At 71.2% G+C, this 18,804-nt stretch carries 18 protein-coding genes; 8 read left to right on the top strand and 10 right to left on the bottom strand.

All coding sequences use genetic code 11. The features are described from left to right. Nucleotides 1–103: 103 nt before the first annotated feature. On the top strand, nt 104–1,084 hold the full coding sequence (locus ACJ8AN_RS41180; protein ID WP_407761116.1) for an inositol monophosphatase family protein: 981 nt from the start codon (nt 104–106) through the stop codon (nt 1,082–1,084). On the opposite strand, the gene ACJ8AN_RS41175 is transcribed toward ACJ8AN_RS41180, so the two are convergent. Then, nucleotides 1,072–2,340, bottom strand: a complete 1,269-nt coding sequence (locus ACJ8AN_RS41175; protein ID WP_407761115.1) for an MFS transporter — start codon at nt 2,338–2,340, stop codon at nt 1,072–1,074. The two genes, ACJ8AN_RS41180 and ACJ8AN_RS41175, sit on opposite strands and share 13 nt — an antisense overlap. A 67-nt stretch (nt 2,341–2,407) precedes the next feature. Between ACJ8AN_RS41175 and ACJ8AN_RS41170 the strand changes: the two genes are divergently transcribed. The 4 genes from ACJ8AN_RS41170 to ACJ8AN_RS41155 all read left to right on the top strand — a co-directional run bounded on the left by ACJ8AN_RS41170 (nt 2,408) and on the right by ACJ8AN_RS41155 (nt 7,017). Continuing rightward, nucleotides 2,408–3,367: an AAA family ATPase gene (locus ACJ8AN_RS41170; RefSeq protein ID WP_407761114.1), complete on the top strand. Its 960-nt coding sequence runs from the start codon at nt 2,408–2,410 to the stop codon at nt 3,365–3,367. A 15-nt stretch (nt 3,368–3,382) separates the two neighbouring features. Beyond that, a complete protein-coding gene (locus tag ACJ8AN_RS41165) occupies nt 3,383–4,594 on the top strand; it encodes a DUF58 domain-containing protein (protein WP_407761113.1) in 1,212 nt (403 codons plus the stop codon). Further along, entirely contained in the window at nt 4,591–6,516 is a 1,926-nt protein-coding gene (locus ACJ8AN_RS41160) for a transglutaminaseTgpA domain-containing protein (RefSeq protein WP_407761112.1), read from the top strand. The genes ACJ8AN_RS41165 and ACJ8AN_RS41160 overlap by 4 nt, the downstream gene beginning before the upstream one ends. A 120-nt stretch (nt 6,517–6,636) precedes the next feature. Further along, the gene (locus ACJ8AN_RS41155) at nt 6,637–7,017 is read left to right on the top strand and encodes a hypothetical protein (protein ID WP_407761111.1); all 381 of its coding nucleotides are present in this window, start codon (nt 6,637–6,639) and stop codon (nt 7,015–7,017) included. A gap of 123 nt (nt 7,018–7,140) precedes the next feature. Here ACJ8AN_RS41155 and ACJ8AN_RS41150 read toward each other — a convergent pair whose 3' ends face one another. The 5 genes from ACJ8AN_RS41150 to ACJ8AN_RS41130 all read right to left on the bottom strand — a co-directional run bounded on the left by ACJ8AN_RS41150 (nt 7,141) and on the right by ACJ8AN_RS41130 (nt 11,249). Next, nucleotides 7,141–7,833, bottom strand: a complete 693-nt coding sequence (locus ACJ8AN_RS41150) for a hypothetical protein (protein ID WP_407761110.1) — start codon at nt 7,831–7,833, stop codon at nt 7,141–7,143. Between the two features lie 197 nt (nt 7,834–8,030). Beyond that, nucleotides 8,031–9,113 carry an enoyl-CoA hydratase/isomerase family protein gene (locus ACJ8AN_RS41145; protein ID WP_407761109.1) on the bottom strand — a complete coding sequence of 361 codons (1,083 nt, stop codon included), beginning with the start codon at nt 9,111–9,113 and terminating at the stop codon, nt 8,031–8,033. 127 nt (nt 9,114–9,240) lie between these two features. Beyond that, the gene (locus tag ACJ8AN_RS41140) at nt 9,241–9,675 is read right to left on the bottom strand and encodes a PaaI family thioesterase (RefSeq protein WP_407761108.1); all 435 of its coding nucleotides are present in this window, start codon (nt 9,673–9,675) and stop codon (nt 9,241–9,243) included. 24 nt (nt 9,676–9,699) lie between these two features. Then, on the bottom strand, nt 9,700–10,083 hold the full coding sequence (locus ACJ8AN_RS41135) for a RidA family protein (RefSeq protein WP_407761107.1): 384 nt from the start codon (nt 10,081–10,083) through the stop codon (nt 9,700–9,702). A 98-nt stretch (nt 10,084–10,181) separates the two neighbouring features. Beyond that, the gene (locus tag ACJ8AN_RS41130) at nt 10,182–11,249 is read right to left on the bottom strand and encodes a branched-chain amino acid aminotransferase (RefSeq protein WP_407761106.1); all 1,068 of its coding nucleotides are present in this window, start codon (nt 11,247–11,249) and stop codon (nt 10,182–10,184) included. Between the two features lie 176 nt (nt 11,250–11,425). On the opposite strand from ACJ8AN_RS41130, the gene ACJ8AN_RS41125 reads away from it, so the two are divergent. Further along, nucleotides 11,426–12,823, top strand: a complete 1,398-nt coding sequence (locus ACJ8AN_RS41125) for a PLP-dependent aminotransferase family protein (RefSeq protein ID WP_407761105.1) — start codon at nt 11,426–11,428, stop codon at nt 12,821–12,823. Nucleotides 12,824–12,878: 55 nt separating this feature from the next. Here the strand turns inward: ACJ8AN_RS41125 and ACJ8AN_RS41120 are convergent, their stop codons facing one another. Then, a complete protein-coding gene (locus ACJ8AN_RS41120; RefSeq protein WP_407761104.1) occupies nt 12,879–13,448 on the bottom strand; it encodes a hypothetical protein in 570 nt (189 codons plus the stop codon). Then, entirely contained in the window at nt 13,445–14,605 is a 1,161-nt protein-coding gene (locus tag ACJ8AN_RS41115; protein ID WP_407761103.1) for a hypothetical protein, read from the bottom strand. Before ACJ8AN_RS41115 ends, ACJ8AN_RS41120 begins: the two co-directional genes overlap by 4 nt. 263 nt (nt 14,606–14,868) lie before the next feature. On the opposite strand from ACJ8AN_RS41115, the gene ACJ8AN_RS41110 reads away from it, so the two are divergent. Together ACJ8AN_RS41110 and ACJ8AN_RS41105 are read left to right on the top strand one after the other, a co-directional pair. Further along, nucleotides 14,869–15,444, top strand: a complete 576-nt coding sequence (locus tag ACJ8AN_RS41110) for a Uma2 family endonuclease (RefSeq protein WP_407761102.1) — start codon at nt 14,869–14,871, stop codon at nt 15,442–15,444. A gap of 181 nt (nt 15,445–15,625) precedes the next feature. Next, nucleotides 15,626–17,017, top strand: coding sequence for a hypothetical protein (locus tag ACJ8AN_RS41105; RefSeq protein WP_407761101.1), 1,392 nt, complete (start codon nt 15,626–15,628; stop codon nt 17,015–17,017). Nucleotides 17,018–17,071: 54 nt separating this feature from the next. On the opposite strand, the gene ACJ8AN_RS41100 is transcribed toward ACJ8AN_RS41105, so the two are convergent. Both ACJ8AN_RS41100 and ACJ8AN_RS41095 read right to left on the bottom strand, forming a co-directional pair. Then, nucleotides 17,072–17,680, bottom strand: a complete 609-nt coding sequence (locus ACJ8AN_RS41100) for a macro domain-containing protein (protein WP_407761100.1) — start codon at nt 17,678–17,680, stop codon at nt 17,072–17,074. A gap of 1 nt (nt 17,681) precedes the next feature. Further along, entirely contained in the window at nt 17,682–18,635 is a 954-nt protein-coding gene (locus ACJ8AN_RS41095) for a heme-dependent oxidative N-demethylase family protein (protein WP_407761099.1), read from the bottom strand. Nucleotides 18,636–18,804 lie beyond the last annotated feature (169 nt).

Here is an 18,804-nt window from a genome sequence, read left to right as displayed (position 1 = left end):
GCCGAGCCCGCCCCGCTGCTCGCATGACGGTCCGTGGCTAGAGTCCTGGCGAGGGCTTCTCTCCGTGTGCGATGGAGCAGGCCCCTCCCTGGAGCAGCCGAGCGTGCGAGAGCTACAACCCATCATCGACGCGGTCCGCCTCGCGTGTGAGCTGTGCCGCCGCGTGCAGTCCTCCCAGGCGGGCGTCAACCGCAAGAGCGACGCCAGCCCCGTCACCATCGCGGACTACGGCGCCCAGGCCCTGCTGTGCCGCGCCATCCGCCGCCACTTCCCCGAGGAGGGCATCATCGCCGAGGAGGGAGGCCAGGCTTTCCTCTCCGTGCCGCAGGCCGAGCGGGAGTACGTCGTCCGGCTGGTGGGCCAGCTGCTGGGCGAGCGTGTTCTCGAAGAGGAGTTCGTGCGCTGGCTCGACCATGGCCGGGGCGTGCGCTCGGACCGCACGTGGGTCATCGACCCCATCGACGGCACCGAGGGCTTCATCCACCGCCGCTCGTACGCCGTCTGCGTGGGCACGCGCGTGGAGAGCGAGCCCGTGGATGGCATCATCGGCGTGCCCGTGTCTCCGCTGGACGAGAGCGGCACGCTCTTCTACTCGGACAGGGGGAGCGCCTGGGCCGAGTCGCTCGAGGGCGCTGAGCCGCGCGCGCTGCACGTCTCCGACCGCGAGGACCCGGCGAGCATCCGCGTGGTGGAGAGCTACATCATGGGCCGGCGCTCGCGGGAAATCGCGGACCGGGTGTACGCGGCGGCGGGCCTCGACGCGCGGCGCATCAAACGCTACGACGGCATGCTCAAGTACGCGCTGGTGGCGGCGGGCGCGGCGGAGCTGTTCATCCGCGGGCCTCGGGACATCCAGAAGAATCCGCACAAAATCTGGGACCACGTGGCGGGCGCGGCGCTGGTGAAGGCGGCGGGAGGCCAGGTGACACGGCTGGACGGCCACGCGGTGGACTTCTCCCTGGCCCCGGAGCTGCGCGGCACCCTGGGGCTCATCGCCAGCAACGGGCGCATCCACCACGCCATCGTCGACGCCATGGGCAAGGCCGCCGGGACGCGCTGGGGCTTCCTGTCTCAGCCGGACTGAATCACGCGGGACCCGGCCAGCGCATCCTCGGAGCCGCCCCACAGCTCGCGCGTCCACCACAGCCACCCCAGGCCATAGAGCAGCGACACCCCGGCCAGTGCCCACGAGGCCCGGGCGAGCCCCACGGCCTCGGTGGCGGCTCCGGCGGCGAGCGAGGACATGCCCACCGACAGCGTCGCCAGGCCGAAGTCCAGGCCGAGCACCCGTCCGCGCAGCCGGTCCGGTGTGGACACCTGGAGGCCATAGGTGGCGAGTACCCACTGCGCGCCGCCCCCGAGGTGCGCCAGCAACACGCACACGGCGGCGAGCTCCAGCGTGGGGGCGAAGGGCAGCAGCGCGTAGGCGAGCCCGTACGACACCATGGAGGTGCCGCACACCAGGAGCAGGCGCCGGCCATCGTCTCGCGCCCAGCGCTGGCCGAGGAACGGCCCGAGCAACACGCCCAGCCCGCGCGCGGCGAGCAGCATGCCCACGCCCGCGTCTCCCGCGGCGAAGCGCCCGGTGGCGAAGGAGGGCAGCAGTCCGACAATCCCATTGCCGAGCCCCACGCCCACCTTGGTGACGAGCAGCGAGCGGGTGAGGTGGCTCTGGCGCGCGAGCGTCCACACCTCGCCGAACTGGCCCCAGAGGCCGAGCGTCGAGGGGGCACCGCGGTGCTGCAGGGGCCGGCGGATGCCCCGGACGAGCAGCGCGGAGACGAGGAAGGTGGCGGCGTTGAGGACGAGGCTGGCCTCGCGGCCGAAGGCGACGGTGGCCAGGCCCCCCACGGCGGCGCCGATGAAGAGCATGGTGCCCCAGGCGCTGCCGAGCGCGGCCTGGGCCACGGCGAGCTCCTCGGGGGCGACGACGTTGGGGACGGAGGCCTCGGCGACGGGATCGAAGAAGGAGGAGAGGGCGGCGAGCAGGGCCACGCAGGTGATGGCCAGCCCCGGCGAGCGCCAGTGCAGGGCGGCGAGCAGGCCGAGCGCGGGCAGCACGCGCAGGAGGTCCACGGCGACCATGAGGCGCTTGCGGTCCACGCGGTCGGCGATGAGGCCCGCCAGGGGGGAGAGCAGGAAGGCGGGCAGGACACTGGCGGCGAAGACGGCGGCGGCGGAGCCGGCCCGGCCGGTGGCCTCGGTGACGAAGCCGCTGATGGCCACGAAGGCGAACCAATCGCCGAGCAACGAGACGACGGTGGCGAAGAAGAGGCGGCGGTAGTCCGGATTGCTCCGCAGCAGGAGGAGCAGGTTCCGGACGGAGGCGGAGGAGGCCATGGGGTGGCGGGTAGCGTAACCCGTGAGGGCGCGGGTACGCTGCGCGTCCAGAATGTCCTCTTCTCCCGTGAAGGTTTCCCCCACCGAGCGTGCGGCTCCGGTGCGAGCGCTGGTATCCCGGCTGGCCGACAACCTGGAGCGCGTCATCCGCGGCAAGCGCGAAGCGCTGGAGCTGGTGCTGTGCTCGGTGGCGGCCGGAGGGCACGTGCTGCTCGAGGACGTGCCGGGCACGGGGAAGACGACGCTGGCCAAGGCGCTGGCGGTGAGCATCGGCGGCAGCTTCAAGCGCGTGCAATTCACCCCGGACCTGTTGCCCACGGATATTGTGGGGGCGTCCATCTTCAATCCGCAGGAGGGCACGTTCCGCTTCCGCGAGGGGCCGCTGTTCGCCAACGTGCTGATCGCGGATGAAATCAACCGGGCCTCGCCGCGCACGCAGTCGGCGCTGCTGGAGGCGCTGAGCGAGGGGCAGGTGACGGTGGACGGGCAGACGCACGTGCTGGCGCCGCCGTTTTTGTGCATCGCGACGCAGAACCCGGTGGACTTCCACGGCACGTACCCGCTGCCCGAGGCGTCGTTGGACCGGTTCGCGGTGCAGCTGTCGCTGGGGTACCTGCCGGAGGGAGAGGAGCGGACGCTGCTGATGACGCGCTCGGGGCCGCCGCCGCTGGAGGGGATGAAGGCGGTGTGCTCGGTGGAGGAGGTGGGCGAGCTGCAGCAGCGGGTGCAGGAGGTGAGGCTGGAGGAGTCGGTGGCGGACTACCTCTTGCGCATCGTCCAGGCGACGCGAGCGCACGCGAACATCCGGCTCGGAGTGTCGACGCGCGGGGCGCTGCTCTACGGGCGCATGGCGAGGGCGCGGGCGCTGATGCAGGGACGGGACTACGTGCTGCCCGAGGACCTGAAGGCGCTGGCGGTGCCGGTGCTGGCGCATAGACTCGTGCTGGACACGCGGGCGCGCTACGCGGGCGCGGACAAGCGGACGCTCACGAAGGATCTGGTCGCCACCATTCCGGTGCCGCGGTAGAGGGAGGCGCCGCGCATGGCTCGCCGTCGCCGCTGGTCCTTCCTGATGCCGCCCGAGGAGCATGGCTTCATCCGCTACCTCCAGGACCGGTACCACGGACTCCTCACCCCCGTCGGACGCGTGGTGCTCTGGTCCGCGCTCGCCGCGGGCTTCCTCCTGCTCGGCGGGCTCGTCGCCCCGCTCATCCTCTTCTTCTCCTTCGCCGTCTCCGCGCTCGCCGCCGCTGTCGTCGTGGGCCTGCCCTTCCGCCCTCGCGTCTCGCTCACGCGCCTGCTCCCGCCTCCCGTCTCCGCTGGAGACACGCTCTCCTACCGCGTGCGCGTGGAGAACACCGGCCGCTCCCCCGTGCGCCACATCGCCGTCGAGGAACGCGACCTCCCCGCCGAGCTGCGCTCCGTGGGCGAGCCCCCCGTCATCGACTCGCTCGCGCCCGGTGAGCAGACCGAGGTGACGCTGCGCCTCAAGTGCTCCACGCGCGGTGTCTACGAGCTGCGCGCGCTCCAGGCCGCGAGCCTCTTCCCCTCGGCGCTGGTGAAGTGGCCGAGGCGCTCGAAGGCCAGGGACAGACTGCTCGTCTATCCCCAGTTCACCCCACTCGAGTCGCTCGATGTGCCGCACGGGCGCAACTACCAGCCCGGAGGCATCGCCGTGGCCTCGCAGGTGGGCGAGTCCACCGAGTTCTTCGGCACCCGCGACTGGCATGACGGGGACCGCACGCGCGACATCCACTGGCCCTCGTTCGCTCGCACCGGCCGCCTGGTGGTGAAGGAGTTCCAGGAGGAGTTCTTCGTCCGGCTGGCCATGGTGCTCGATGTGCAGTCGCGCTCGGTGAAGGAGGACGCGCTGCTGGAGAAGGCGCTCTCCCTCGCCGCGGGCATGGCGGACGTGCTGGCGCGCCAGGAGTACATCATCGACCTGTTCGCCGCCGGGCCCCAGGTGTTCCACTTCCAGGCGGGCCGGGCGCTGGCGCACTTCGAGCACATCCTCGAAATCCTCGCGGCCATCGAATCGGGCGACCGGTTGGACCTGGACGCGCTCGAGGCCGCGCTGCTGCCCGAGTCCAGCCAACTGTCCGCCGTCATCTTCGTGGTGATGGACTGGGAGCCCTCGCGCGCGGCGCTGGTGGAGAAGCTCAAGGCGCACGGGGTGGCGGTGCGGGTGCTCTCGGTGAGGCCGGACCGCAGGCCCGAGGGGCTCGCCCCCGGAGAGGTGGTGGAGCTGTCATGAACGAGCCCACGGAGAGCGCCTCGCGCCAGGGCCGGCTGCTCGAGCTGCTGCCGGTGTTCGCGGCGCTCGTGCTGCACGCGGTGGCCCATGGCCGGTGGCTGATGTGCGCGCCGGTGATGCTGGGCCTCTTGTGGGCGGCGCTGGCGGACGTGCGGGTGGAGTACAGCCCGGCGAAGCTGCTCCTCGCGGGCGCGCTGGGCTTCTCGGGCGGCGTGGCGATGCTCTGGGTGAGCGAGCCTCCGACGGCGCCCTTCCCGCCCAACATCTTCGGCCCGCTGTGCGGCGCGCTGGTGGGGCTCTCGGTGCTCTGTGGCCTGGGCCGCAACCGCTACTTCGCGTGGACGTACGCGTGCCTGCTGGTGGCGCTCAGCATGCGCGTGCGCGAGATGCAGGCGGTGGGCTGGGTGCTGGGCGCGCTGGTGTTCAGCGTGCTGCTGGTGGCCTTCCGCGAGGGCGGGTTGCCGCGCACGGGCTGGCGGGCCGGTGTGGGCTTCGGCGTCTTCGTGGGGCTGCTGCTGGGCCTGTCGGTGTTCCTGGCGAGGACCATCTGGGCCAGCGAGGGCGTGCTGATGGACGCCGTGTACCGGATGACGAGCGGCAGTTCCGGGGGCGGCTCGGAGTTCCAGTCCGAGGTGGACATCCGCGCGGTGACGCGCTCGCCGAAGGGCTCCGAGCGGCCGCTGCTGGTGCTCTCCGGCGCGGCGCCCGAGCGGCTGCGCGCGCGCGTGTTCGACCAGTTCGACGGCCTGCGGTGGACGACGTCGAAGGAGCTGGCGGACACGCGGCTGGAATGGCCCTCGGGAGCAGGGGAGGAGCAGCTGCTGGCGCTCACGGTGCTGGCGCCGCTGGGCCCGTGGTTGCCGGCGCCGGCGGGGACGCGCGCGGTGGAGGGCGTGCGGCCCGAGGTGCAGGGCGGCTGGGTGCTCAAGGCCGAGGACCTGGCGGGCAACACGCTGGCGCTGCACACGGAGCCGCGCGAGAGCCTTCCGCCGGAGGCCGCACCGGGGGCCTCGCTCACCGCGCTGCCCGAGGCGCTGGAGGCGGAGCTGCGCCCGCTGGCCGAGGCGCTCACGCGCGACGCGGGCTCGCCGCGCGAGAAGGCGCGGGCGCTCGAGACGTACTTCCACGAGAACTACGAGTACTCGCTGAACGTGGACCTGCGGGGCGAGGGCAACCCGCTGACGGTGCTGGTGCGGGAGAAGCGGGCGGCGTACTGCACGTACTTCGCGAGCGCGATGGCGGCGCTGTTGCGCTCGGTGCACGTGCCGGCGCGGGTGGTGGGAGGCTTCGCGCCCGAGGAGCGCAATCCGCTCTCGGGGGCCACGCTGGTGCGCGAGCGGGATGCGCACGCCTGGGTGGAGGTGTACCTGGCGGACGAGGGGCGCTTCGTGGCGTTCGACCCGACGCCGTGGAGGAGCCGGGACGAGACGCTCGGGCTGTCGAAGGAGGAGCGGGGCTTCCTCGGCGACCTCACGGGGGCGGTGGGCACGTGGCTGCGGCGGATGGGCGCGGGGCTGCGCTACCAGCCGTTGGCGCTGGCGCGGGCGCTGGTGGGCTCGCCGGTGTTCGCGGTGGCGGTGGCGGGCTTCGTGCTGTGGCGGCTGCGCGCGGGGTGGCGCGGCGGACGCAAGCAGACGGAGCGCGAGGCGCTGGGGACGCAGGACGTGCGGCTCTCGGCGCTGTACGCGCGCTACCTCAAGACGCTCAAGCGCCGGGCGGGCCTGGTGCCGAGGCCCTCGGAGACGGACGACGAGCTGCTCGGGCGGCTGCGCACGGTGAAGGGAGACGCGGTGGCGGACGTGGCGGCCGCTTTCCTCGCGCACTACCGCGAGGCGCGCTACCGCGGCGAGCCCACGCTGCTCGGGCCCTGGAGCACGTTGGTGGACGAGCTCGACGCGAAGCTGCGCGACGCCCGTTCCTAGCCCGGTCCGCTTTTCACGGAATCCTGCGTTCTTCTTCTAAAAGAGGGAAGTCGGTCTCGACGTGAATTGCTGGATTCAAGATGAATTGAGCCCCCTGCATCCGCATCCTGGAGGTGCCTCGTGACCCTGTCTCGACGGATGTTCGTTGGCTCTGGCTGGTTCGGTGCTGCTTCCCTGACGACGCTTTCCCTGTCGAAGGACGCGCAGGCTGCGACGCTCAGCTGCGAGTACCCGACCGTTTCCGACTCCGTCAGGGCCTGCTTCGAGGCGGTGGCCAGCAATCTGGACCAGGTCATCGAGAAGCTTCCGGGCGCCCCGGGCCTGAATGATCTGGAGAGCCTCGCGGACATCTATCCGGCGGAGCCGGGCTCCGAGGACGACCGCCTGTTGCAGGGAGCGCTCCTCCTCCAGGCGCAGAACCTGTTCGAGATGGTCGCCGTGCCTCCCTGGGTGGAGGAGAGGAGCGGGCGGCCAGCGACGAGGCGTACGCCAGGGCGGTGAGCGCGGCGGGCGACGTGTCCGTGGGCATCAGCATCCCCTGCAGGGGCTGGGTGAAGTGGCTGTGCCTGGCCGGCGCCGTGGCCATCATCGTCCTCCTCATCGTCTTGTGAGCCCGCGCCCGCGTCAGGGATTGCCGGTGGCGTAGGCGAACAGCTCGATGGGGGTGGCGTAATAAATCCACCCGAAGAAGCCGCCCACGGCCGAGCTGGAGGGCGGCTCGAAGTACGCCTTGTTGCGCACGCCGGTGAGCGCCAGCAGTCCGCCGAGCGTGAGCGTCCACACCACCTGGAGGGTGAAGGTGACGGTGTACGAGGCGATGATGAGCGGGATGTAGCCGGGGCCGAGCACCCGGGCCTGCAGCAGGTGCATGCGCTCGTGCTGGCCCGAGCCGCCGAGGTTCACCGTCCCAATCGTCTGCAGCACGCTGTGGCCGAAGCCACCCGAGCCCCTGGGGGAGAAGACGATCCACCCATTGCCCTCGGAGTCCGTGCGCGAGGGCGAGCCGAACCAGATGTAGATGATGTTGCCGAGCACGAACCCGACCATCGTGTTGAGCAGGCTCCACGTGAGGTCGACGAACAGCGAAACCCAGCCGGTGGCCGCGTCGAGGTCGTAGATGGCCAGGATGCCGGCCTCGAGCCCGTAGAGAAGGCCGAAGCCGCCTCCGACGATGAGCGCCACCTTGGGCAGGGCCGCCACGGCCGTGGCCGGAAGGACGTGCTGCCACACCGGGAGCACGCTGACGACGAGCAGCACCACCGTGGGCAAGACGAGCGAGAGGAGGAAGGTGATGAGGCCCTGCACGGTCTTGGACATGAAGCGCTCCGGAGTCTGAGGGGACGCGGTCGCGCCCGGCCCGGGCCGAGCGTTCCGCGCAATCCAGCGGACGGAGGAGGGCGGTGGCCGGATGTGACGGGACGCGGACGTAGCCACGGCCCCGTGGGTGCTTCATGCCTGGGGACGAGCGGGGAAGCGCTCGATGGGAGGCCCGGCAACCTCCCAGCCGGCAATCCCTATCGGGGCGCGTGCACCACGAGGTCCCGCTCCCCGAGCGGCGCGAAGCACGCCTCCACGTCGGCCTCGCGCACCCCGGCGAGCGTGGGTGGGTTCCACGTGGGCCGGTTGTCCTTGTCCACGAGCACGGCGCGGATGCCCTCGCGGAAGTCTGGCCGCGCGGTGACGTGCTGGCTCAGCCGGTACTCCACGGTGACGGTCTCGTCATAGGGCCGGCCCCGGCACAGCCGGAGCTGGCGCAGCGTCACCTTCAGGCTCGTGGGCGACATGCGCGCGAGCGCCGCCCGAGTCTCCTCGGCCCACGGTGTGCCCTCGGCCTGGAGCGCCGCGAGGATGTCCTCGACGCTGTCCTTCGCGAAGCACCGGTCGATGGCCTCGCGCTGCGCGCTCAACGGAGAGGGCCCGGGCTCCGAGGCAAAGCCAGACAGCACCCGCGTGGCCACCGCGCGCGCGTCCCCCGCGCTCCAGTCCGCCGCCGCGAGCCCGTCCACCACCGCGTCCAGCGTGTCATGCGTCACGTGGTGTGTGCCGTACCCGAGCCACATCGCATCCGCGGCGTTGCACCGCGAGCCGGTGAGCCCCAGGTACGTGCCCGCCTCGCCCGGGAAGCGCGGGAGGAACCAGCCGCCGCCGACGTCGGGGAACAGGCCGATGGCCGTCTCGGGCATGGCGAGCACCAGCCGCTCGGTGATGGCGCGGTGCGAGCCGTGCACGGACAGTCCGAGCCCTCCGCCCATGCTGATGCCGTCCACGAGCGCCACGTACGGCTTGGGGTAGTGGTGGATGAGGTGGTTGAGCCGGTACTCCTCGCGGAAGAAGGCGCTCGAGAGGGGCTCCTGTCCCTCGGGCGCGGGCGAGCCCATGGACAGGGCCACGGCGCGCACGTCACCGCCGGCGCAGAAGGCCCGGCCTCCGGCGCCGCGAATCACCACCGCCTTCACCTGCGAGTCCCTCGCCCAGGCCTCGAGTGCCGGGTGCAGCGTGCGAATCATGCCCAGGTCGAGCGCGTTGAGCGCCTTGGGGCGGTTGAGCGTCACCAGGCCCAGGGGCCCGCGCCTCTCCAGCAGCACGTCCGTGTTCATGGACGCGCGCCATAACAGGTCCGCCCGGGGATGACACCGCCTCCGGCCGCCCTCCGGTCGAGTTCTTCGCCAACTGGTACGACCATCGGACCAGTTGCGGGAAAATCGCGCCGGGAGGGTCCCCCGCTCAGCGCTTGCGGGGCAGCACCGCCAGCGTCACCGTCGCCTTCGAGACGAGCTTCTCCTCGCCTCCGGCCACGGCGAACACCTCGGACTCCACCACGGACAGCGTGCGCCCGGCGCGCAGCACCTGGGAGCGGCAGCGCAATTGCTCGCCCACGGCCGCCTGGAGCAGGTTCATGGTGAAGCCCGTGGTGAGCACCAGCTGGTCCGCCGCAATCAGCGAGCCCGCCGCCGAGCCTCCGGTGTGGTCGGCCATCGTGGCCTGCACGCCCATGTGGATGACGCCGTTCTGCTGCATGTGCCGGGGCTTCACCGCGAGCCGCGTCTCCACCCGCCCGGGCGTCACGCTCACCAGCTCGTAGCCCACGTCCATCACGAACGCCGCCTGGCGGAAGAGCTCCTCCACCGCGCGTGCGTAGTCCGGGTTCCTCGTTTCCATGGGGGCCGCCTCCCGGGGCTCAGCCTACGCGCGCACGCGCGCCACCACTTCGATTTCCACGCGGGCGCCCATGGGCAGCGCCGCCACGCCCACCGTGGTGCGCGCCGGGAAGGGCTGGGCGAAGTGCTTCGCGTACACCGCGTTCATCGCCGCGAAGTCGGCCATGTCCACGAGGTACACGTTCACCTTCACCACGTCGTCCAGCGAGCTGCCCACATCGCCGAGCACCGTGGTGACGTTCTTGAACACCTGCTCCGTCTGCGCCGCCACGTCTGCCGCGACGAGCTTCCCGGTGCTCGGGTCCTGCCCCACCTGGCCGGAGAGGTACACGCGGTCGCCATCCCGCACCGCGTGCGAGAACGGGCCGATGGGGGTGGGCAGACGGGGACTGTTGATGCCTTCGCGCATACGACGAGCCTCCTCGGGGTGACGCGGGACGGACGGCCAGAAAAGCGAAGGGCCCGGAGCCCTACGGCCCCGAGCCCCGGTGCGACTGCGTACCGCGACTACTTGATGGGCGTCATCCAGCCGTGGCGGTCCGGCAGCGTGCCGTACTGGATGCCGGTGACGGTGTCATAGAGGCGCTTGGAGACCTCGCCCACCTTGCCGTCGCCAATCACCATCTGGCCCTGCTGGAAGCCCAGCGCGCCCACGGGGGAGATGACGGCCGCGGTGCCCGTGCCGAACACCTCGCGCAGCTCGCCCTTCTGGTGCGCCTCGCGCAGCTCGTCGATGGACAGCTTGCGCTCGCTCACCTTCATGCCCCAGTCGCGCAGCAGCGTCAGCGCGCTCTCGCGGGTAATGCCGGGCAGGAAGGTGCCGTCCAGCGGCGGGGTGATGACTTCATCCCCGATGCGCACGAAGAGGTTCATCGTGCCCACCTCTTCGATGTAGCGGTGCTCCCGCGCGTCCAGCCACAGCACCTGCGCGTAGCCGCGCTTCTTGGCCTCCATGGACGCCTGCAGGCCCGCGGCGTAGTTGGCCGCCGCCTTCGCCCCGCCCAGGCCGCCCTTGGCCGCGCGCGTGTGCTGCTGCTCCACCCAGATGCGCACCGGCTCGGCGCCGCCCGCGAAGTAGCTGCCCACCGGACTGAGGATGACGAAGAAGATGTACTTGTCCGCCGGCCGCACCCCGAGGAACGCCTCCGAGGCAATCACCGTCGGCCGCACGTACAGCGCCGTGCCCGGGGCACTCGGCACCCAGTCGGCATCCGCCTTCACCAGCGCTTCAATCGCCTCGCGCGCCAGCTCCGGCGGCACCGGGGCCATGGCGAGCCGCTCGGCGCTCGCGTGCAGGCGCTTGCAGTGGTCTTCAATCCGGAAGGCGCGCAGCTGCCCGTCCTGGCCGCGGAACACCTTCGAGCCGTCGAACACCGCCTGCGCGTAGTGCAGCACCGCCGCGCCCGGGTCCAGGCCCAGCGGCCCATACGGCAGGATGCGCGCCTGGTGCCAGCCCCGCTCCGGCGCGTAGTCCATCCGGAACATGTGGTCGGTGAAGTACTTGCCGAAGCCGAGCCCCTCGGACGAGGGCTTGGGCTTGGGGGTGGCGACGCGCTGGACCTCGATGGGCAACATGCTTCGGCTCCTCTTGCGGAGGGGACGGGATGCCTTCCGCCCAGGGCTCGGGAGGGCCCCAGTGGCTCGCGCTTCCCCCGGAATCTTTCGTGACAATTCCGGATAGAATCGAGACAATCAGTTACGTTGGCAGGCGTATTCCGTCAAGTGTATCGATTGTCACCATGACAAGTTGGATGCCGGACCTTCGGGAGCGCAACGGGCCGCTGTACCGGGCCATCGCGGACGCGCTCGCCGAGGACATTGACGCGGGGCGTCTCACTCCCGGCACCCGGCTGCCCACCCACCGGGAACTGGCCGAGCGGGTGGGGGTGACGGTGGGCACGGTGACGCGCGCCTACGCCGAGGCGGAGAAGCGGGGCCTGGTGAGCGGCGAAGTGGGCCGGGGCACGTACGTGAGGGACCGGGAGGCCTCCGCCGCGCACATGCCCACGCCCATGGACGTGGCCCACGACGACGCGCCGGTGGAGCTGGGCATCAACGCCCCGGCCACGCCCGAGGGAGACCCGGCGAGCCAGGCGCTGCGCCGCTCGCTGGAGGAGCTCGGCCGGACGCCGCGGCTGGCGGAGCTGCTGGCGTACCAACCGGCCGCGGGCACCACGGCGCACCGCGTCGCGGGAGCGGCCTGGGCCTCGCGCTTCGGGCTGCAGGCGCGGCCGGAGCAGGTGGTGGTGTGCGCGGGCGGGCAGCACGCCATGGAGGTGACGCTCGCGGCGGTGACGAAGCCAGGGGACACGCTGGCCACCGAGGCGCTCACCTATCCGGGGATTAAAGTCCTCGCGCGGCGCTTCCAGCTGCGGTTGCAGGGACTGGCCATGGACGCGCAGGGGCTGGTGCCCGAGTCGCTCGAGGCGGCGTGCCGCGCGGGCCCGGTGCGCCTCCTCTATACGCAGCCCACGTGTCACAACCCCACGGGCGCGGTGATGCCGGAGGAGCGGCGGCGCAAGCTGGCCGAGGTGGCGCGGCGCCACGGGGTGCTGGTGCTGGAGGACGACGCGTACGGGCTGCTGCCGGAGAAGAGGCCGCCGCCGGTGTCGGCCTTCCTGCCCGAGGCGAGCTACTTCATCGCCGGGGTGTCCAAGCTGCTCACGCCGGGGCTGCGGATCGGGTACCTGGTGGCGCCGGCGCGGGCGAGGGGCGAGCGGCTGGCGGAGGAGGTGGGGCTGGCCTCGCTGATGACGACGCCGCTGATGGCCGAGGTGCTGGCGCGCTGGGTGGAGGACGGCACGGCGGACGAGCTGGTGGTGGCGCAGCGGCGGGAGGTGGGGGAGCGGCTGGAGCTGGCGCGGACGCTGCTCGGGCGGGGGGTGCAGCGCGGGGTGCCGGTGCCGCTCTACCACCTGTGGCTGGGGCTGCCCGAGGGCCGGCGCAGCGAGGAATTCGTGGCGCAGGCGCGGCGCGCCGGAGTGTCGGTGACGTCGGCGGAGCTGTTCACCACGGGGCCGGGGCCGGTGCCCGCGGCGGTGCGGGTGTGCATCGGAGCGCCGCGCACGCGCGCGCAGTTGGAGCGCGGCTTGAGGCGGCTGTGCGAAGTGCTCGAGGCAGGACCCGAGCCCCTGGCCGCCATCGTGTGAAGCGCGGCCCCGAGCCGTTCAATGCCCTGCGGTGTGAGGCGCGGGTGTGCGCTCCTCACTTGCCACGAGGGCGCGGGGGCGGAGCGGCCTTCGAGAGCTTCCCATTCTGGTAGCGCCAGGATTGCGCGGCCGCGCCCCCGATTTTGGGAATGTTGATGAGGAGCGCTCCGTCCGTGAAGCTCGGCTGTGCCAGCGGGCTGCAGTTGCCGAACTTCTTGCTGCGAACGGCGCTGCCGTCGTCCTTGAGCTCGATCACCTTGTAGAACGACGGACAGCCCGTGCCTCCGGAACTCAACTCCAGCAGCACCACACGGGCCGGTCCCGGCTCGGGATAGCTGGCGGTGATGGAGAGCGATTCATACGCCGGTTCCTCGAAAAGCACCTTTCCCGCGAGGCTGAGCTGGTTGGTGTGCCCACCGTCCTCGAAGTCCAGCCGGTAGACTTCGAGCGTGCCGCGGACGGTGGCGACCTCCGCCTGCGACCGTTTCTCCCGCACGGCGCGCGTACCTTGCGCCTGGGCCGGAGCCGCGAGCGCCACGAGCCATATCGCGGCGACGGCATGAACCAGTGCACCGTATCGGCTTCGATGTCGTTCCAGGGTCATGGGATGTATGTCCTTGCTCATGCGCCGGTGCTCCTGCGGAAGCCACTGGGCTGGATGTGTTGGTCGATGTAGCTCCAAAGCCATTGGATGTACGCCTTGCTCACGCTTCCGTGCTCCTTCACCAGTGCGCTCCTTCTGTTCTCCTCGGGCACATTGGCCTCGAGCAGCGGCTTCGCTTGCCCATCGGTGAGTGTGCCGCTCAGGAACCGGATGGCGCCCGTCTCTCCCTCGTGGTGGCACAGGTACAGGTAGCGCGCCTTCTGGTCCTCGGTGAGGTCCTTGGGAATCAGGGGCTTGCCGGGCTGCGTGTTGCGAATCTGCGTCCATTCGTTGATGAGAGCCGCGTCCTTCTTGGTGCTCAGGGGCTGCTTGGCGAAGTCGCGCTCGGGGTGCCGGGCGAAGAACGTCTGGTCCACCTCCTGGGTGTCGACAAGCGTTTGCTTGTTGATCCGGTCGAAGACGGACTTGTCGTACTCGGCGGCGGCCACGATCGAGGCCGTGGGGTCGTATCGCAACTCGAGCAGGTCGTTCAACTTGGAGGGAACCGGCTTGCTGTCACTGCCGAGGTACCCCATCTTCTTCGCGAGTTCGTTGAGGTACGTCCCGCTGCGGGTGGCCTCGGATTTCCAGGTGCTGGCCAGGAACTGCGTCAAACCCGCGGCACCGGTCTCGTCGTTCAAGGAGCGCTCGTCCCAGGGACTGCTGGCGAAGAGTTCCTTCCACTCCTTGATGAGCGGCGCATCGGCGGGATCCTTCGCATTCAGAGGCTTCTTGTCCCAGTCACGGTCGGGGTGGTTGAGGTGGAAGATCTCATCGGTCAGCTTCTCTCGCTTCTTCTTGTCCGAGATCCTACCTGCCTCCGCGTTGATGACGGCGGCGATACCCGCTGGATCCAGGCCAGTCCGTTGTGCTGCCAGGAGGATGGAGGCGCGGTACTTCTCGTTGATGCCGAGCTTGAGAGATGCGGCGGATGGAGGGGTGGGGGTGCTCTTGCTCTTGGCCGTTCCTCCCACCGTCAAATTGCTGAACCAACTGTTGGACTTCTGAAGGCCGCACAACAAGCACTCTCCCACCATGCCGTGCATGCATGGCGCCTGGGCCGCACAGGCATTGCACAGGAGCGGCGGAAATCCGTGCGCGCAATACGACTTCTTCATGACGGCTGCTGGACGGCTCATGAACTCCCCCCCTCAACTGCTTGGACAGAGAGAATACAGCACAAGGTGCGGCCGCCGCATGTGCCATGGTCAGACGATTTGAACGGTGTCGTGGGCCCCTTGAACCGCTCCCTCCGGCGCATACGAATTCCTTGATACTTCTGGCGTGAGCCGTGGCGCCTGCTTCCGTTCGTGCCTACCTCGGATGTCAGACGGGTGGGTAGACTGCGGAGGTCACGGTGGGGCACCGGCCCGCTCCGGCCGTGCGAACAGGAGGCGAGGCGATGGGACACGGGAAGAAGCCAGCGAGCTACGAGGACATCGAGGCGCTGCCGGTCGGGTGGGTGGGGGAGATTCTGGAGGACGAGCTGGTGGCCTCGCCGAGGCCTGCCATGGGACATTCCCATGTCTGCTCCGTGCTGGGCGCCCGGCTGCTCAATCCCTTCTCGCTGGGGGATGGAGGGCCCGGCGGGTGGTGGATCTTCTACGCGCCGGAGCTGCACCTCGGCCGGGACATCCTCGTGCCGGACCTGGCGGGATGGCGCCGCGAGCGCATGCCCAAGCCCCCCTCTCCCGAGGAGCCCTTCATGACGCTCGCGCCGGACTGGGTGTGCGAGGTGCTCTCGCCCTCCACGGTCGCCGTGGACCGCACGCGCAAGCTGCCCATCTACCACCGCGAGGGCGTGGCGCACGCGTGGCTCATTGATCCGCTCGCGTGCACCCTGGAGGTCTTCCGGCGAGAGCCCTCGGGCTGGCTGCTCACCGCGACGCACGTGGGCGAGGAGTTGGTACGCGCCGAGCCGTTCGACGCGGTGCCGCTCGGGCTGGGCGCGCTCTGGCTGGCTCGCGCGGGCCGGTGAGCTTCGCCGGCGCTCCCCCGAGCGAGACCTGGATGGGACATCCCTCGGGCGGGACGGTGACGGAGCGCGAGGCGGGTGCGTTTTCCCTCGGAGACGCAGGCCGGGCGAGGCTGGCAGGCCGGTTGCTTCAGGGCTCTCGAAACATCTCTGGCCAGGGGCCAGGTGCGAGGGAGTCAGCGTCATGCGTCGAGGTCTGTGGGAAGTGGTGGGGAGTGCGAGCGCGCGTCCGGGGCCGTGGGTGCTGGGCTGCGTGGGGATGCTGTGTCTGGCTTTGGGCTGCGGGCCCGTGGCGCCGGCGGGGAGCCCGTGCGCGCCCGAGCTCGGCCAGGACTGTGCCAGCGGGCAGGCCTGTGTCGAGGGCCTGTGCGTCGAGGAGGCGGAGGCCGGGGAGAAGTGTGTCGCGGGGGCGAAGCGCCCGTGCGAGGAGGGCTGCGCGGGAGTGCAGACGTGCGGGGCCGAGGGGACGTGGGGCGCGTGTCAGACGTGCGAGCAGGGCCAGCGCTGCGCGGGCGGCCAGTGCGTCTGTGACCCGAGCTCCTGCCGGGACGGGTGCTGTCAGGGCAATACGTGCGTGCCCGGTACGGCGGATGCGGCCTGTGGCAGGGGCGGCGCGGCGTGTGCGAGCTGCTCGGGCGTGTGTGATGCCTCGCGGAAGGTGTGCGCGGGCTGCGTCGATGACTCACAGTGCGGCGGCCCGACGCCCCGGTGCGACGCGCTGACCGGTACCTGCGTCTGCTCGAAGTCGGAGCAGGTGGAGGGCCAGTGCTCCGACGGGAAGGACAATGATTGTGATGGGCTCGTGGACTGCGCCGACCCGGACTGTGGTGCCAGGTCCTGCGGCGCGAATGGCCGGGTGTGCGGCGGCTCCAGCTGTGTCTGCCCGGGAGGCTCCACCGAGCTGGCATGCGGGGATGGCAAGGACAATGACTGTGATGGGCTCGTGGATTGCGCGGACCCGGACTGCAACACGCGCGCGTGCAGCGCCACGGGCAAGGTCTGCGGCGGCACCTCCTGCACCTGCCCGGGTGGCGCCACCGAGCTGGCATGCGGGGATGGCAAGGATGATGACTGTGATGGGCTCGTGGACTGCGCGGACCCGGACTGCAACGCGAAGAGCTGCCGGGCGGCGGCCGGCGTGTGCGACCAGGAGGAGGTGTGCACCGGGGGCGTCTGCCCCGCGGACAAGCGCATTGGCAATGAAGTCGTCTGCCGGCCCTCGCGCGGCGCCTGCGATGTCGAGGAGCGCTGCGATGGCCAGGGCACCGCGTGCCCCGCGGACGGCAAGGTGGCGGCGGGGACGGTGTGCAATGGCTCGGCGGGCGCGTGTGACCCGGCCGAGACCTGTGACGGCGTCAACCCGGCGTGCCCGGCGAACAGCTATCACCCCTCGGGCTACGTCTGCCGCGCGGCGCGGGGCGAGTGCGACGTCGCGGAGAAGTGCACGGGCTCGAGTCCCACGTGTCCCAACGACGCCGTCGACAGCAGCCGGTGCGATGACGGGAAGAGCTGCACCACCGACACCTGTGGAACCGATGGCATGTGCCACTACGTTCAAATCAGCGTCTGCCGTTGAGCGTGGGGTGTTCGTGAGCCCCGGCCTGCCAGTCCTCGGGGTAGCCGCCGGGGCTCACGGGGCGAAGCGCAGCCCGTGCTTCTCCGCCGCGAGCGCCACCAGCCGCGCGTCCTGGGGCGAGAGCACCGTGAAGACGACGCGCGCGAGCACCTCGCGCTCCTCGGGCGGGGACTCGCGCAGGTGCTCGCCGAGCGCTCCCATCAGGACGTCCAGCGCGACGAGGGAGCCCAGGCCTCCATGTCCGGCGCCCAGCAGCGGGGTGGCGAGCACGAAGTGGCTGCTCAAGGCGTGGGTCCGGGCCAGCGTCACGGACTCGGTGAGCGCGGCGCGCAAGCACGCCCTCACGCGCGAGGGGCCCGTGGGCCCTCCTGTCTGCGCATCCGCTCGCCGGTAGTCCACGGACGGCACGTGCAGCACCCAGCGGAAGGCGGCCGCGGTGCCGGGCCCCGTCACCAGGCAGTCTCCGGGCTGGAGGGGCTCGCCGAAGTCCTCCTCGAGCCGCTCGCGCACCTCGCGTTGGAACGAGGCGCCGCCGCAGGCCTCGCGAAGGGCCCCGCTCACCCCGCTGCCGAGCCCCAGCTCCGGGTTGCCCGCGTTGACGACGGCATGGGCCCCCACCCGGGGGTCGACGAGGGAGCCCACGAAGGTGGCCACGCGCACCATGTCAGGAGTTGGCCGCCCGGGGCAGCGTGCCGGCGTCGAGCCAGGCCAGGAGCGGCTCGAGGTACGGGGTGATGCGCTTGTAGGTGAGCGTGTCCGCGGGCACGGTGCGCAGCACGGCGGCGAGGCGGCGGCGGCGCGCGGGCTCCTGCACCTCGCTGGCCACGGGGGCGCGGTAGGTGTGGATGGTGAAGAGGATGGCGCCCGTGCGCGGCAGGAGCGAGAGCGTCTGCCGCTCCAGCCGCAGGAAGCAGCGCTCCCCGGCGTTCCGCGCGGTAATGCCCTCGAAGAGGTGGCGCCACTCGGGGAAGCTCGCGGGCTCGAGGTCCAACCGGTCCGTGACGGAGAAGGCCCAGTTGACGCGGGTGACGGGGCGCCCCGGCTTGAGGCCCCGCATGAGGCGCACGGTGGAGGCGCCCAGCTTCGCGCCGAAGCCCGGCACCGGCGTGTGGATGTCGAGCACCGGCCGCCCCAGCTTCTCGTCGAGGCACCACCCGGACGGAAAGCACAGGCTGCCGGCCACCAGGGGCAGGCCCTCGCGCGTGCCGTCCATGAGGAGCAGGTCCTCCTGCACCTGCCGGCCGAGCCAGTCCAGCGGCGCCAGCGGCAGGCTGTCCTCGCGGCCCGGGGTGAAGCGCGTCCCGGTGCCGAGCAGGAGGTTGCGCCAGTGCCAGCGCTCGCCCCCGCCCGTGCCTTCCACGTCCAGGGCGAAGCAGTGGGGCCACTGGCGCGCCAGCAGGGGCAGCAGCTCCGTGAGCGTCTCCCATTGGTGGGGCTCGGTGCCGGGCGCGGCCTGGAAGCGGGCCCGCGGGTTGGCGGCCAGCAGGGCCTCCTTGAGCGCGAGCTCGTCCCGGTAGTGCGGCGCGTCCACCTCGATGAGGAACTCGTCGGGCCTCAGCGCGCGCACGCCGAGCGTCATCGCATAGCTGTCCTGCTCGAAGGGGAAGTAGGGCAACACGGCTTCGGCTCCTCTCCCGCCCGAGTGTAACGGCCCGTTCCCTCTCTCGGACAGGGCCGCCCTCCCGGAGTGGTGCCTGTTCAACCCGCGCCGGGGCGGGGACCTGGCCCGGGGCCCCCGGGCACGCGGCGGACGCCAGGGGCGCGGAGGCAGCGGCCGGGCAGGGGAG

Source organism: Archangium sp., assembly GCF_045802675.1.
GTDB lineage: Bacteria > Myxococcota > Myxococcia > Myxococcales > Myxococcaceae > Archangium.
Note: the sequence above shows the minus strand (reverse complement) of the source record. Positions and strands in the feature narration are given on the sequence as shown.